The 15,196-nt window shown below is 51.4% G+C and carries 12 protein-coding genes and 1 pseudogene; 5 read left to right on the forward strand and 8 right to left on the reverse strand.

Annotated features, from left to right (window positions below; all coding sequences use genetic code 11):
- Positions 1-5: 5 nt before the first annotated feature.
- A pseudogene (locus HZB31_03370) lies at positions 6-1,420 on the reverse strand (phosphoglycerate dehydrogenase).
- A gap of 15 nt (positions 1,421-1,435) precedes the next feature.
- Positions 1,436-2,575 carry an alanine--glyoxylate aminotransferase family protein gene (locus tag HZB31_03375; GenBank protein MBI5846978.1) on the reverse strand — a complete coding sequence of 380 codons (1,140 nt, stop codon included), beginning with the start codon at positions 2,573-2,575 and terminating at the stop codon, positions 1,436-1,438.
- A gap of 190 nt (positions 2,576-2,765) precedes the next feature.
- On the opposite strand from HZB31_03375, the gene HZB31_03380 reads away from it, so the two are divergent.
- Genes HZB31_03380 through HZB31_03390 form a run of 3 tightly spaced genes read left to right on the forward strand, consistent with a single transcriptional unit; the run spans position 2,766 to position 5,449 of the window.
- Positions 2,766-4,235: a DegQ family serine endoprotease gene (locus tag HZB31_03380; GenBank protein ID MBI5846979.1), complete on the forward strand. Its 1,470-nt coding sequence runs from the start codon at positions 2,766-2,768 to the stop codon at positions 4,233-4,235.
- Between the two features lie 30 nt (positions 4,236-4,265).
- Positions 4,266-4,967 carry a 2-C-methyl-D-erythritol 4-phosphate cytidylyltransferase gene (gene ispD, locus HZB31_03385; protein MBI5846980.1) on the forward strand — a complete coding sequence of 234 codons (702 nt, stop codon included), beginning with the start codon at positions 4,266-4,268 and terminating at the stop codon, positions 4,965-4,967.
- A complete protein-coding gene (locus HZB31_03390) occupies positions 4,964-5,449 on the forward strand; it encodes a 2-C-methyl-D-erythritol 2,4-cyclodiphosphate synthase (GenBank protein MBI5846981.1) in 486 nt (161 codons plus the stop codon). Before ispD ends, HZB31_03390 begins: the two co-directional genes overlap by 4 nt.
- Positions 5,450-5,451: 2 nt before the next feature.
- Here HZB31_03390 and HZB31_03395 read toward each other — a convergent pair whose 3' ends face one another.
- Together HZB31_03395 and HZB31_03400 are read right to left on the reverse strand one after the other, a co-directional pair.
- On the reverse strand, positions 5,452-6,030 hold the full coding sequence (locus HZB31_03395) for an HD domain-containing protein (protein ID MBI5846982.1): 579 nt from the start codon (positions 6,028-6,030) through the stop codon (positions 5,452-5,454).
- A 24-nt stretch (positions 6,031-6,054) separates the two neighbouring features.
- Entirely contained in the window at positions 6,055-6,405 is a 351-nt protein-coding gene (locus HZB31_03400) for a HEAT repeat domain-containing protein (GenBank protein ID MBI5846983.1), read from the reverse strand.
- A gap of 99 nt (positions 6,406-6,504) precedes the next feature.
- Here HZB31_03400 and HZB31_03405 point away from each other — a divergent pair, with 99 nt between their 5' ends.
- Entirely contained in the window at positions 6,505-8,628 is a 2,124-nt protein-coding gene (locus tag HZB31_03405; protein ID MBI5846984.1) for a cysteine--tRNA ligase, read from the forward strand.
- A 30-nt stretch (positions 8,629-8,658) separates the two neighbouring features.
- Here the strand turns inward: HZB31_03405 and HZB31_03410 are convergent, their stop codons facing one another.
- Positions 8,659-10,227, reverse strand: coding sequence for a GAF domain-containing protein (locus HZB31_03410; GenBank protein ID MBI5846985.1), 1,569 nt, complete (start codon positions 10,225-10,227; stop codon positions 8,659-8,661).
- Positions 10,228-10,335: 108 nt separating this feature from the next.
- Between HZB31_03410 and HZB31_03415 the strand changes: the two genes are divergently transcribed.
- A complete protein-coding gene (locus HZB31_03415) occupies positions 10,336-11,286 on the forward strand; it encodes a bifunctional riboflavin kinase/FAD synthetase (GenBank protein ID MBI5846986.1) in 951 nt (316 codons plus the stop codon).
- An 80-nt stretch (positions 11,287-11,366) separates the two neighbouring features.
- On the opposite strand, the gene HZB31_03420 is transcribed toward HZB31_03415, so the two are convergent.
- Genes HZB31_03420 through HZB31_03430 form a run of 3 tightly spaced genes read right to left on the reverse strand, consistent with a single transcriptional unit; the run spans position 11,367 to position 15,195 of the window.
- The gene (locus HZB31_03420; GenBank protein MBI5846987.1) at positions 11,367-13,037 is read right to left on the reverse strand and encodes a diguanylate cyclase; all 1,671 of its coding nucleotides are present in this window, start codon (positions 13,035-13,037) and stop codon (positions 11,367-11,369) included.
- Between the two features lie 47 nt (positions 13,038-13,084).
- Positions 13,085-14,836 (reverse strand): Flp pilus assembly complex ATPase component TadA, encoded by a 1,752-nt coding sequence (tadA, locus tag HZB31_03425; GenBank protein MBI5846988.1) that lies wholly within the window; start codon positions 14,834-14,836, stop codon positions 13,085-13,087.
- Complete coding sequence (locus HZB31_03430; GenBank protein ID MBI5846989.1) at positions 14,833-15,195, reverse strand: STAS domain-containing protein; 363 nt, start codon at positions 15,193-15,195, stop codon at positions 14,833-14,835. The genes tadA and HZB31_03430 overlap by 4 nt, the downstream gene beginning before the upstream one ends.
- Between the last annotated feature and the right edge of the window lies 1 nt (position 15,196).

Below are 15,196 nucleotides of genomic sequence, written 5' to 3' on the forward strand. Positions count from 1 at the left end.
CAGCGTTAGAGGCTGATCTGTTTAATGGATAAGATGTTCGGCAAAGCCTTGAGCTGGTCAAGGACTTCCGGGCCGGGCCTTGCATCAAGGCTTACCACAGAAATTGCCGTGCCGCCTGCGGATTCCCTTCCGAAGTGCATGCGTGCGATATTGATATTGTTTTTGCCCAGCAGATTGCCGATGTTGCCGATGACCCCCGGCTTGTCATTATTATACATGAGCAGGAGTTCACCTTCAGGGACAATCTCCACCTTGAAATTATCGATCTCAATGACTCGAGGGTCCTTCTTGCTGTAAAGGGTCCCGGAGACATAACTTTCCTTGTGACCTGCCTTGATCCTGATCGTGATCTTGCTGAAAAAGTCGCCTGCATCGCTGCTCTTGCTCTCTTTAACATCAATGCCGCGCTCTTTTGCAATAAAGGGAGCGTTCACGAAATTTACGGTCTCAAGCAGGATGGGGCTGAGATATCCCTTCAGCGCAGCTATGGTGACCGGAGCCGTATTGACCGTGGCAGCATCGCCATAGTACTCGACGCTGATCTCAGTTGCTCCGCCCTCGAAGATCTGGCATGAGAAACTGCCAAGCTTTTCAGCGAGATTGATATACGGCTGAAGTCTCGGGACCTGATCACTCGGGATCGACGGGAAATTGACTGCATGTCTGATGGTGCCATGGACAAGATAATCAGCTATCTGCTCGGCAACGGCAAGTGCAACATTTTCCTGAGCCTCTTCTGTCGAAGCGCCCAGGTGGGGCGTGCATATGAGGTTGTCAAGCGTGAGAAGAGGGTTATTTTCGGGCGGCTCTTTTTCAAGGACGTCAAGGGCCGCAGCAGCAACCTTGCCGCTTGTCATCGCCTCATAGAGGTCCTGTTCATTGACAATGCCGCCGCGTGCGCAGTTGATCAGCAGCGCGCCCTTGCGGCACCGCGCCAGCGCGTCGGCGTCCAGCAGGCCCTTCGTGCCGCCGCCGCCGGGGACGTGGATCGTGATGACGTCGGCCCGCGCCAGCAGGTCGAACAGAACTTCTTCTTCTCCCACTTGCCGGCCTTCATGGAGGCCGTTGCCTGGGGGATCATGCGTGCCACTGAAAAGAGCATCGCAATAGTATGCTCAGCCGTCGTGACCGTGTTGCCGCCCGGCGTATTCATAACAACAATACCCTTTTTGGATGCGGCCACTTTGTCAACATTGTCAAGGCCGGAGCCCGCCCTGCCGATAACCTTGAGGTTCGTTGCGGCCTCGATGATCTCGGCAGTAACCTTGGTTGCTGAACGGATTACCAAGCCGCTGTACTGCCCGATACATGCCTTCAGCTCCTCAGGTTTCATGCCGGTCTTGACATCAACCTCGAGCCCCGCTTTTTTCAGTATCTCTACGCCTTTTGCCGATATGTTGTCGCTGACGAGCACTTTCATCGAATTTTCCCTCTCCTATACCATTAATAATTCTTGGGCAACGGCAACACCTGTGCCGAGTTTTAGCGGATACCCCAGGCCTTTAAGAACCATCTCAACGCCTGCAATTGCGGTGATCGTATCAAAGGTGCCTGCATAACCGAGATGGGCGATCCTGAATATCTTGCCCTTTGCCTGCCCCTGTCCGCCTGCTGCGGTTATGCCATATTTCACCCGGAGGTTCTTGTATATCTCCTGGCCGTCAATATCCTTGGGAGCGCTGATAGCAGTAACCGAATTGCTCGGAGACTCTTTCGTGAACATCTCAAGCCCAAGCGCCTTTACCGCCTCCCTGGTTGCATGGGCAAGCTTTGCGTGGCGGTTGAAAGCATTTTCGAGCCCCTCGGCCTGCAGCAGCCTGAGACATTCGTTTAAGCCGATGATCAAAGAGACAGGAGAAGTGAAATTGGTCTGGTTGTCCTTGAGCTTCTTCCTCTCTGTCGTGAAGTTAAAATAAAATTTCGGAGACTTTGAGACCTCTGCGAACTTCCATGCCTTTTCGCTTGCGCCGACAAAGGCAAGGCCCGGGGGAAGCATGAGGCCCTTCTGGGAGCCGCCGATAAGGACGTCAATGCCCCAGTCGTCCATCTTCAGGTCATGGGCCACAAGCGCAGAGATGGCGTCAACAACCAAAATGGTATTGTCAAAGTTCCTTACCACCGACGCGATAGCCTGAATATCATGATAAACGCCGGTGGAAGTCTCCGATGCCTGCACAAAGACACCTTTTATCGAAGGGTCTTTCTTGAGCGCCTTTTCGATATCTTCAGGCTTGACCGTATAGCCCCAGTCTATCTTGATCTCTTCTACGGAAAGGTTGTAGGCCTTGCAGATCTTGGTCCAGCGCTCCCCGAATTTTCCGGCATTGACAACAAGCGCTTTGTCGCCGGGGCTGAAGAAGTTATTTACTGTTCCGTCCATACCGCCTGTACCGGTTGAGCAGATGATCAGAACATCATTTTTGTTCTGGTATAGCCACTGAAGCCCTTTCTTTGCCGAGTCGAGTACCGGCAGAAAGTCAGGTGCGCGGTGATGAATGATCGGCATTGCCATGGCCAGCAAGGCTTCCGGAGGGACCGGTGTCGGTCCAGGCGCTAAAAGATAGCGTTTCATCATAATAAGAAACCTCCTAAATGTTATATTACAGGGATATATTCTTGGGACTGAAACAGGCAGAAAAGACGACAATAAAGTAATCCCAACCCCTGGATTCCCAAGTATTATGAGCCTGAAAATTAGCATTAGAACAGGGTTTTTGTCAAGGTTAGACGCTTTACATCATATGGGCAGACTATTATAATTAACCATGAAGAATAAAATCGGGATTATAGTTCTTTTCCTGCTCATCGGCATTCTTATCGGCGGAGTTTCGTTCTATTTCCTTGAGAAAGTCACGGGGACACATAAAGGATACGCGTCCTTTACCGCGCCAAATGTGCCGCGTCAGATCATCGACACAAGCAAGGCATTTTCAGAGATTGCAGGTTCTGTCTCGCCCTCTGTTGTAAACATATCAACAACAAAGGTTATGAAGAGAGATTCAGGGTCCTCTCCTGAAGATCCGTTTTTTGACCTTTTAAACCCGTTTCGCAATTTCAAGATGCCCAAAAAGTGGAAAGAGCAGAGCCTGGGCTCAGGGGTAATTGTCAGCACAGACGGCTATATCATTACGAATAACCATGTCGTTGAACAGGCTGACGAGATCAGGGTAACGCTCTTTGACAAGCGTTCCTTCAAGGCAAAGATTATCGGTGCAGACACCAAGACAGATATCGCTATTGTGAAGATCGAGGCAGACAATCTCAGGGCTGCGCAGTGGGGAGATTCTGACAAGCTGCAGGTCGGTGAGTTTGTGCTTGCGATCGGCAATCCCTATGGTCTGAGCCATACGGTTACCATGGGCATTATTAGCGCTGTGGGAAGGGCCAATGTCGGGATAGCAGATTATGAGGACTTTATCCAGACCGATGCGGCAATCAACCCCGGAAATTCAGGCGGCCCGCTTGTCAATATCAAGGGAGAACTTATCGGCGTCAATACGGCGATTTTTTCGAGGTCCGGCGGATACCAGGGCATCGGGTTTGCGGTGCCGAGCAACATGACCCGTCTTGTGATGAACCAGCTTGTTGATAAAGGAAAGGTAACGCGGGGTTGGCTCGGCGTAACAATCCAGGAACTGACGCCTGAACTATCGCAGAAGTTCGGGCTGAAGAGCGAGAAGGGTGCACTGGTAGGAGATATTGCCAAGGGAAGTCCTGCCGAAAAATCGGGCATCAAGAGGGGCGACATCATCCTTGAATATAACGGCAAGAAGATTTCTGATGTGGGGAACCTCAGGAACATGGTCGCCCAGAGCAAGGTCGGCAGCGAAATACCGATAACTATTCTGAGGGGCGGCAAGGAATATGCGGTAAAGGTTCTGATCGTAGAACTGCCAAAGGATATGGCAGAGGCAACTCCCGGCAACACACCTGAGGATGCGACCTTTGAAGGCCTCTCAGGACTGTCCGCCATGGAACTCTCCCGGGAGATTGCCCGGCAGCTTGGCCTTCACAAGGATGAGAAAGGTGTTGTCGTTGTTCGGGTCGAAGCAGGAAGCCCTGCTGAGGAGGCCGGCATACGCAAAGGAGATGTCATCCAGGAAATTGACAGAAAGCGGATTGAAGGGCTCAACGACTACAATAAGGCCGTCTCAGGGATGAAGCCGGGAGACGCGGCACTCCTTTTCGTCAACAGGGGCGGGAAGAAGTTTTACGTTACGATCAAGCCCTCTTGAAATACGGACGGCAGTTCAAAGGGTGTTTCCATGCCGCATAACGCCGTAGCAATTGTCCCTTCTGCCGGACTGGGAAGAAGGTTCGGAGAAGACAGGAACAAGCCTTTTGAGACCCTGGGCGGCAAACCCGTTCTGATATGGGCTCTCGAAACCCTTGAGAAGATGCCTGAAATATCTGAGATCATCCCTGTGCTCAAGGAGACTGACATGCAGGCAGCCACAGAACTCTTCAGTCACTATACTATCTCCAAAGTAAAGCGCATAGCGCCGGGCGGCAAGGAACGGCAGGATTCTGTTTTTAACGGACTTCATTTCATAAAAGACAACGCAACCGTTGTCCTTATTCATGATGGGGCAAGGCCTTTTCTTAAAGCAAAAACCGTCAGAAGAGCTCTGAAGGCATTATCAGGATGTGACGGTGTTGTGATCGGTGTGCCTCCCAAAGATACGATAAAAGAGATCGAGGGGGGATTCATACGACAGACATTAAAACGGGATACCCTCATTGCAATACAGACCCCCCAGATCTTTTTTTATCAGCCGCTCTTTGATGCCTATGCAAAGGCTATGAAAGAATCTTTTTATGCGACTGACGATGCAGCGCTTGTCGAGAGAAACGGCGGCAGAATCAGCGTAGTAGAAGGGGAGTATACGAATATCAAGATTACGACACCGGAAGACCTTGTGATTGCTGAAGCCTTTCTGAAGATGATGGGGGAAGAGAAACCATGAGGATCGGCACGGGATATGACTCTCACCGCTTTGCGGATGGCAGGAGGCTTATCCTTGGCGGCGTCGAGATACCTCACGAAAGAGGACTGTTAGGCCATTCCGATGCTGACGTGCTCTGTCATGCCATTGCCGATGCGATCATCGGAGCGCTTGGATTAGGAGATATAGGCACCCATTTCCCTGATACTGATCCGAAGTGGAAAGACGCCGTGAGCATCGAACTGCTGAAGTCCGTTGTTGAAATGGCAAGAATGAACGGCTATGCTGTTGCCTGGATTGACTCAACGATTATCACTGAAAGACCGAAGCTCTCTCCCTATATTGAGAAGATGAAGTCTGCAATATCTCTGGCCGGTATCTCTGCAGCGCAGATTAATATCAAGGCAAAGACAAACGAGGGCATGGGGTTTATCGGTCGGGGTGAAGGTATTGCGGTGCACGCGGTCTGCCTGCTTGAGAAGGAGGGGAAAACAACGCAGTAGGCTTATGCCTCTTTTTTCCCTTTGACCCACCAGTCGCTCTTGTCTGAAAACCACCAAAGCGATGAATCTGTTTCGAGTATGGTCATGGCAAGTTCTCGGGCGATATCCGTCTTCAGCCTTTTCAGCGCAAAACCGAGCCACTCGTCTGCGTAGGTATTGCCGAGGTCTTTATGTTCCTTGAGGGCCACGATCATTTCGAGCTGATCAGCATCATACGCCAGTTGTGCCTCCAGGCTCTCACCCTTCATGAACTCGAATATCAGGTCCCTGATCTCATCCCCAAAAGGGAGCGTATCGGCAAGATCATTAACCGCTTTTACCTCGTCAGCCTTCACATATTTTTTGTTGACATAATTCAGGTCTCCTGTCCTGGCCTCAGGAAGATCGTGGAACAGGCACATCTTGAGGAGCTTGTCATGATCTGCATCCTTTGCAAGATGGGCGAGAGCAAACCCGATATACGCAGTCCTGAAAATATGTTCCGCAACTGACTCGGACCCTGATCCTAAAAACTGGAAACCGGTCCTTGGCGTGCGCTTGAGCATACCGGCTTCAAAGAGAAAATTTGCAATACGTTTCATCATAACTCCACAAAAAAGAGATTTCTACTGAGCCTGCATCTGGGCAACTGCTTCCTGAGCAATGGTCCTGACACCCTCATGAGTATCCAGCAGGCACTGCTCAAGAAACGGGAGCGAACCCCTGTCACCGATAATGCCGATAAGGTTTGCAGCATCGCCCCGCACAACCGCTTCGGTATGGGCAAGAAGCGGCAGCAGGTTTTTCTGGGCAGAAATGACATTGTCAGGATCAAGCCTCTTCAGTTCTTCCATCAGCGCAGTAATGCCTATCCTTACTCTGACGCGCTCATCCTGTATCAACATGCCGACAAGATCATACAGCGAGCTGTCATGCCTGAACATGTCAATGATGTTGTCAAGAAAGCCGTTCTCCATATAATCTGCGATCATCTGCGGAAGGTCCGATTGTGGGCTGATCTGCATGAAGAATAATAGCACAGTGGTTCTGCTTTTTATGTATAATACGCTCTAAACATGGGCTTCTGGAGGGATATAAGGCAGGACTATAAGGCAGTTTTCGAAAGAGATCCTGCTGCACGCAACAGTCTTGAGGTCCTCCTTGCCTATCCCGGATTTCATGCGGTCTTCATCCATAGAATTAACCATATTCTCTGGGTCGCCGGCATCCCCGTTCTCCCAAGACTTCTTTCTCATGCTGCCCGGTTTCTCACCGGAATCGAGATCCATCCGGCAGCAATATTAGGCAGAGGTTTTTTTATAGACCATGGCATGGGGGTCGTAATCGGCGAAACAGCAGAAGTCGGTGAAAACTGCCTTCTCTATCAGGGTGTAACCCTTGGCGGCACGGGCAAGGAAAAGGGCAAGCGTCATCCAACCCTTGGCAATAATGTGACGGTTGGCGCAGGGGCCAAGATATTGGGCGCAATTACAATCGGCAATAACGCTGTCATCGGGGCCAACTCGGTAATTCTGAAACCTGTGCCTGACAATGCCATATGTGTTGGGGTGCCTGGCAGGATCACAAAAAAGAAGATCATACGGATGACGACTGAAGACGGGCTTGTCGAGGTTATGGACTATTTTCCTGACCCGACGAACGAAAAGATAAAGGAGCTGGAAGCGCGGATTTCTGAGATAGCCAGAAAGATGGAGGCTCCCCAGAGTACAGTCCAAAAAGGAGGAAGAATGAAACTTTATAATACCCTTGGCGGCAAGAAAGAGGATTTTGTTCCTGTAACGCCGGGGCAGGTAAAGATGTATGTATGCGGCATAACCGTTTATGACCATTGCCACATTGGTCATGCGCGGAGTTCGATCATATTTGATATCATGCGCCGGTATCTTGCCTACAGGGGATACCATGTTACGTTCGTAAAGAACTTCACTGATATCGACGACAAGATCATTAACAGGGCGAAACAGGAAGGCATTGCCTGGAACGAGGTTGCTGAAAAGTATATCGCTGAATACTATCAGGACATGGATCAGCTTGGGGTTGGCAGAGCTGATATCGAGCCAAAGGCGACCGAGCATATTCAGGAGATTATCGAGATCACAAAAGGCCTTGTGGACAAGGGATACGCCTATGCTTCGGATGGAGATGTCTATTTCCAGATCGAAAAGTTCAGTGATTACGGCAAGCTTTCAAAGCGCGATCTTGATGACATGATTGCAGGGGCACGGGTAGACGTGAATGAGCGCAAAAGAAACCCTATGGATTTCGCCCTCTGGAAGGCGTCAAAAGAAGGGGAGCCTTCCTGGGACAGCCCCTGGGGGCCCGGCAGGCCAGGCTGGCACATAGAATGTTCTGCCATGTCAAGGAAGCACCTGGGAGACACGTTCGATATCCACGGCGGAGGGGCTGACCTGACATTCCCGCATCATGAAAATGAGATTGCCCAGTCAGAGGCATTTACCGGTAAACCCTTTGCAAAATACTGGGTGCATAACGGCTTTATCACCGTAGATAAGGAGAAGATGTCAAAGTCTCTGGGCAACTTCTTTACGATCAAGGAAATCCTTTCAAAGTTTGATGCAGAACCGATAAGGTTTTTTCTCCTTTCAACCCACTACCGGAGCCCGATCGAGTTTTCCGACGAGCAGCTGAAAGAGGCCGAGGTATCCATAGACCGCTACTACACAACAGCGCTCCGTGTGCGCGATTTCCTTGCCCAGGATAATGCAAAGGAAAAGGCAGGCACAGAAGAGAAGGCTTTCGGGGATATGCTGGATGCATTCAGGGGCAGATTTACCGAGGCAATGGACGACGACTTTAATACGGCACTTGCAATCGGGAATATCTTCGAACTGATCCGCATCCTCAATAAATATCTCGATGGAAAACCCTCTGGTCCCCGGGCAAAGGAATTGGTTGTCCGGGCACAGGACCTTTTGAAAGAGATCGGGAATGCGCTGAATATTTTCGCACGCACGCCTGAGGAGTGGAACAGTGCTCTCATGCAGTTTAAGTGCCCGGATGTGACGGAGGAGTTCATCCTGACAAAAATTGAGGAGCGGCAGAAGGCCCGGGTGAACAAGGATTGGGCTGCAGCTGATGCACTCCGAAAGGAGCTTGAAGGTAACGGGGTGATCCTTGAAGACAAGAAGGAAGGCACTGCCTGGAAGGTCAAGGTGTAGTTTTTTGAAACGGGGAGAATAACGACACCCTTATTGCATATTGGCAGAATGGAGCTTTTCGTACATACGTGCGTTTTCGATAGCAATGCCGCACTGCTCTGCAAGGGCCATCGTGAAATCGATCTCGTCCTGGCTGAAGGTCCTGTGCACGTTGGTAAGCAGCCTCAGCACACCGATCACCTTTCCTTTCGCTATGATAGGAAGAGCGAGAACGCTCTTGATCCCCTCTGCCTCTGTCTCTTTCTTATAGGTAATCCTCTGATCAGTCATCACATCATAGATGGCAACGGGCTTTTCGTTTAAGGCCTCCCGGATGTTCTCCTCCGTATCGACAGGTCCCCTGCTTAGATACTGCTCTGACAGACCGTGAGATGCCTCAAGCACCAGTTTCTGGCCTGTTTCGTCAAGGAGCCGAATAGTCGCCGCCTTCAGCCTCATGACCGCAGGGATCATCCTCACGACCGTATTTAAGACCTCTTTCACGTTAAGCGTTGAACTGATCGTTTTGGTGACTGCCTTGAAGATATCAAGATACTCACGCTCCCGTGAGACGCTTTTTTCAAAATGGCGCGCATTCATGATCGCGATAGCAGCCTGTTCCGCAATTGCGGCAAGAAACTTCAGGTCTTCGTCTGAATAATCCAGCGGTTCTGCAGTGTACATTCGAAGCACGCCAATCACCTCATCCTTGAACCGAAGCGGTATCGAAAGGATCGTACGGATGCCCTCTTTCTCGGCCTCGTTCCGGTATTTTGACGACCTGTCCTCGGTGATGTCGTAGATCGAGACCGGCTTTCCTGCGAGGGCATCGTCTATGGAGCGGTCATATTCAACAGGGCCTTTGTTCACATAGCTTGAGCTCAGGCCGCAATGGGCAGCGATCTCAAGCTGATTCTTCTCCCTGTTGAGGAGTCTTACAAGGCTTGCCTTCATGTTCATTACCTTGACCACATTCGTAACAATGAGGCTCAGCACCTCCTCAACCGAAAGGCTGGTACTGATCGCCTTGCAGACATTCTGGTAGCTTTCGAGATAGATGCGTTTCGAAAATATCTTCTCTGCGCAGACAGGGCACATTGAATGCGTAAAATCACCGAACCCCTGCTCTGTAAGATAGGCTTCAAGCTGCTCCCACGTCTCATCATCATGCCGGATCTTCTTGCACCAGCCGCAGATCGGGATCAGGCGCTCGAGTTTCTGCGTTTTAAGCTGAAACAGCCTGAGAGCAGCAAACTGAGAAATGTCCCTGAAGGTGATAATAATACCTTCCGGCTTTCCGGCCCTGAGCATCGGAGAAATACTGCCTTCCAGAAGGGCCCTGCTGCCATCTCTGAGCTTCAGGAAAAGATTCCTCTGCTCCGGCTTAGTCGTCGCAGCAAAAGAAGAAATGAGATCGCAGAGGGCATTGCCCTCCTCATCTTCAAACCTGATCATCTCATCGAAACAGGATTTGCCAAGCAGTTCAAGCGAAGTCCTGCCTGTTATCGCCTCTGCCCCGCCATTCCAGAAGGTAATCCTGCCGTCAAGGGATACAAGGCAGACCCCGTCAGCCATCTGCTGCATGATCTGTTGATATATTTTCAGTTTTCTGTCAAACATAAGAATCTCTAAAAACCACTTCCTGTTATTATATCCAGCCAAAGAAGAGTGAAAAACATTATAATTATACATGAGTTCACTGAAATCCTTCGACCGGCACAAAGACCTATGCTGCTCATAACTGATCTGGGCAAAATTACCAGGCCCTTCACCAACAGTGTAATAACCCTGGGCAACTTTGACGGCATACACCTTGGCCACCAGGAACTTGTCCGTATGGTCATGAAGCGGGCTCAGGAGATCCAGGGCCAGAGCATGGTCGTCACCTTCAGGCCGCATCCTCTCAAAGTCCTGGCTCCCGACAAATGTCCGCCCCTCATCAGCATCTATGAAGAGAAGATCGAACTGTTCAAAAAATTAGGCATTGACGTTCTGGTCAAGATACCCTTCTCACTTCATTTCGCTGAAATGTCGCCCCGGGAATTTGTGAAGAAGATCCTCTGTGATCTTCTCGGCACAAAAGAGATCTTTGTGGGATGCAACTACCGTTTTGGCAAAGGGAGGGAAGGCACTACCGAGACCCTGAAGCAGATGGGTGAAGAATTCGGTTTCAGGGTGAACGAAGTGGAGCAGATTTTCCTGAAGAGCGAACTGATCAGCAGTACCAAGATCAGGCAGTTGCTACGCGCCGGAGAGGTAGAGCATGCAGCGGAACTCTTAGGCAGACCCTATGCAATAACCGGCATCGTAGTCAAGGGTGACAGCAGGGGCAAGACCCTCGGGTTCCCAACCGCAAACATTGCCTCAAAACATGCAATCATACCCTCAAACGGCGTTTACGCGGTAAAGCTCTCTGCCCGGGACACCTGTCATGACGGCGTTGTCAATATCGGTCTCAGACCTACGTTTGAGACAAAGTCGCTTGCGATCGAGGTGCATGTCTTTGACTTTAATGAAGACCTTTACGGTGAAGAAGTAACGGTCTATTTCATTAAAAAACTGCGAAAGGAAAAGAAGTTCGATTCAGCGGATGCGCTGATTGCCCAGATCACCAAAGATATTGCTGAGGCAAAAACAGTCCTTGCAGAAAATCCTGACTGCGTTGATCTGAGTCTCTGAAGTTCGGCAGTATCATTGCCCATTCAATACGGTCTTTATTCCTGGCCTAAGCCCGAGAGAAGTTGTTCCAGCGACATATATCAGCAGGCCGTAGAGGCCTCGCCTGCCCCTCCGCAAACCACACAGTTTCGTCCTGCCCGCTTGGCCTCATACAGGGCCCTGTCCGCTTCGTTGATCAGGGCAGTTCCGGTCATCCCCGGTTCCGGGCAGGCGATGCCGCAGCTGAAGGTGACATTGAAAGAGCCATCTTTGATCGTGTGGCAGATCTTTGCGAAATCCTCCCGCAGTTCGTTCAATATCCTGTGAGCGGTCTGCCCGTCGGTATCGGTAAGGATGACCGCGAACTCTTCACCGCCGAAACGACCCACGATATCCGTTGTTCTCAACCGCTGCTTCAGCAGGCGCGACAGACTTTTAAGGACCTGGTCACCGACCGGATGCCCATAGGTGTCGTTTACCAACTTGAAATGATCTATATCGATCAGGGCAAAGGAGAGTTCCGCCTTTTGTCTGAAAACGCGTGAAACCTCAACGTCTAATTGCTCCTTGGTCCTTGTATGATTGAGCAGGCCTGTTAGACCATCGTAGAGCATGAAGGACCGCAGAGTGCGGTACCGGTCTGCCCGAAGCGTGACCGACGTAATCAGTCGGGCCGGCTGGATAGGCTTGGTAAGAAAATCATCGCCGCCGCGACCCATCGCGGCCAACTGCCGGTCAATATCCGTTTCCGAGGAAAGGAAGACTATAGGAATGTCGATGTACGTCTCATCCTGACGTATCAACCTGGCCAGTTCCATGCCACTGCAGCCAGGCATATATACATCCATCAGGATAAGCTCAGGCCTGAAATCGATCATGCTCTCCAGCGCCTGCTCGGGCTCCGTCACCACGGCGGCTTTCATGCCTGCCTGCAGCAGCACGGTTGCATGAAAGTCGGCCAGGAGCGGATCGTCATCTACAATCAGGATGCGAAAGGGATGGCGCGGTCTGCGCGTTGTCAGGGCATCCAAAATATCCACCAGGTGACCGACATCCATAGGCTTTACAAAAAAGGCAGTACCTCCGGCACGCACAGCCTCGAGCCGGCTGTTAAAATCTACCCTGTCGGAAAGAAATACAACGGGGATTGGCGATTCCTGTCTCTGCTGAAGCTCTGCAATTGCGTCTGCACCCGTCTGCAGATCACCGAGAAATGACAGTTCCATAACGATAAGCAGTGGCATTGATGCCTTCCAGGCCTCAATGAAACCGGCAAAGGAGCTGAAAGCGGCCACCTTATATCCATAACAGCGCAGTTGAAGGGCAAGGCCATCGACAAACAGCGGGTCGCTATCGACCACAAAAACAGTATCGTTGTCTGACCGGGCGGAGGAAGGCACCTGCATAGTGACCTGAGAAGCGACCGTTGATATTGCGGCATCTCCGCAGGCATCCCTGAGCGAGGTTAAGTATTCTGTTATTTCAGCCAGCACGCTGATAGACGGATTTCCGCCCTCTCTGATGCCCGCCCTGATCCTGGCCTCAGGGGTTTTTGCCGCAACCCGTATTGCGGAGAAACCGAAAGTCCCGGCAGTACCGGCCATCGTATGGAGCAGACGGGTAACGGCTTCTGCCCGGCCCTGGTCCCAGCCGTCCCGGAGCAGAGATGCCCAAGCCTCTTCGATCTCCCGGATTTTCCCCTGCAGCTGTCCTAAAAAGATCTTTCGCAGCCCTTTCAGCTTTTCCTGAACTGCATCGCTGGGATGTGTCATGCCCTCACACGTCCTGCTCCGGCATCACAGGGTTAAAGACGCCCGGCTCATGAAAGTTCGGAATCCTTCAGAATTTCTCCAACCGACTTCATCTCATAATCACCCCGCGGCAGGTGTTGCATTTCGCCAAGGGTGGTGACCCCTGTAAGGAAGAGCCGCAGACCCTCTTCGAAGATCATATTCACATTGTCTTTTTCCCTCGCTGTTGTGGCGATTACGTCTGTTGACTGATTCCGGTGAATAAGTTCGCGTATCTCCGGGGTGACTGCTATCAGCTCATAAACTCCCTGCCTTCCCCGGTACCCGGTTTTGCGGCACATATCGCAGCCTTTACCTCTGCGCATGCTGAATTGCTGGGGGTTATTCAGGATCTCGCTGATAACCTTATTGTCAATGCCGATATCTGCCAGTTCAACCTTTGTCGGGACGTGCTCTTCCGCGCAGTTCGTGCAGACCTTGCGGATGAGCCGCTGGTTCAGGGATGAGACCGTGGTGGAAGAGACAAGAAAGTGTTCGACACCGATATCGATCAGCCGTGCAAACGAGCTTGCCGCATTGTCGGTATGCAGTGTCGTAAAAACGCGGTGTCCTGTCAGAGCAGCCTGAGTCGCAATCTCGGCTGTTTCACGGTCCCTCACCTCGCCGATCAGGATGACATCAGGGTCTTGCCGCATGATCGCCTTCAGGGCGCGGGTGTACGTAAAACCGGCTGCAGGAATGAGCGAGCTCTGGTTAATATATCCCCCTGCCTGGTATTCGACCGGATCCTCTACCGTCACCACACTGATGCCGACCGAACTGATCTCGTTGATCACTGCGTGCAGTGTCGTTGTCTTGCCGCTGCCGGTCGGACCGGTGACGATATTGATGCCGCTTGGGTGCCGTACGCACCGCCGGTATTTGAGCTCCATGCGCGGCGACATCTTGAGGTCCCTGATGCGGCCGATATAGGCCGCCTTGTCCTTGTCAAAGATCCTCATGACGACCTTCTCGCCAAATATCGACGGAAGCGTTGATACACGGCAGTCAACCAGATGCCCGTCAAACGTGCCGGTGATGGCGCCGTCCTGCGGAAGCCTCCGCTCCTCGATCTTCATGTTCGAGTTAGCGGCGCTTGCCAGTACCTTGATCCTCGTCGAAACGGATGGATGAATATCTATGGGATATACCGATACGACCTCCAGGATGCCGTCAACCCGCATCCGCACAAAGACTTCCTTCTCGTGCGGATCAACATGGATATCACTTGCCCCAAGCCTGATTGCGGTCTGAAGCATGCTGTTTACGAGCGATGTGGGGTCTCCCTTCTGCATCGAGAACTTCTCGATCTTGACGTCGGTCTTGATCGCATAAAGCTTGGCGATACCGCCCTCGATCGACGCTATTGTTGCCAGCACAGGGTTTACCCGGCATTCGGTGATGGATGTAACGTCATTAATGACATCCTCGTCAAAGGGATTGGCCATGGCCAGGGTCAGTTCCCGCAGGTCTTCGTCAATGATCTGATAGATCGGCAGGACCTTGTTCTTCTCGCAGATCTCAAGCGGAAGCACACGCGACAGCGTACGGTCCACGACCTGGTAATCGTTTTCTGCAATATTCAGAAAATCGACCCCAAGGTGCTTGCTGAGGGTATCGAGCATAACATGTTCGGACACAAATTTGAGCCTGACCAGCATCTCCCCAAGAGGAAGAGAATGCGCCTGCATCTTCTTGAGGGCCTCCTCAAGCTGCGCAGTAGTGATGATCTTCTTTTCGATCAGAATTTCGCCGAGCTTGGTCGATTCGCCCATCTTCATGACTGCCTCCCGCTCATTGCCGAGCTCTTGAGGAATTTTATGGCGTCAAGCCGAGTCCCAGCCATGTTCAGTTTCTGGTCAGCACGGGTGACACGAAAGACCTTGGCAACGGTCTCGCTCGGTTTTGTGCAGACAACACTCCCTTTTTTCTCATTAAACGCCTTGTGGACTGCCATACAGGCTCCAAGGCCGGAGCTGTCCATAAAGGTCACCTTGCTCAACTCAAGGATCACGAAAAGAAAGTTCTTCTCGAGCAGTTTCCCCATCTGCGCCTTGAGTTCCTCTGCCGTACTCGCTACCAGATCACCGGCTACGTCAGCTACAACGAAATCCCCCTCCATGCTTATGCTAATCTCCATC

This window comes from Nitrospirota bacterium (assembly GCA_016235245.1).
In the GTDB taxonomy this organism is placed as follows: Bacteria; Nitrospirota; Thermodesulfovibrionia; order Thermodesulfovibrionales; family UBA6898; genus UBA6898.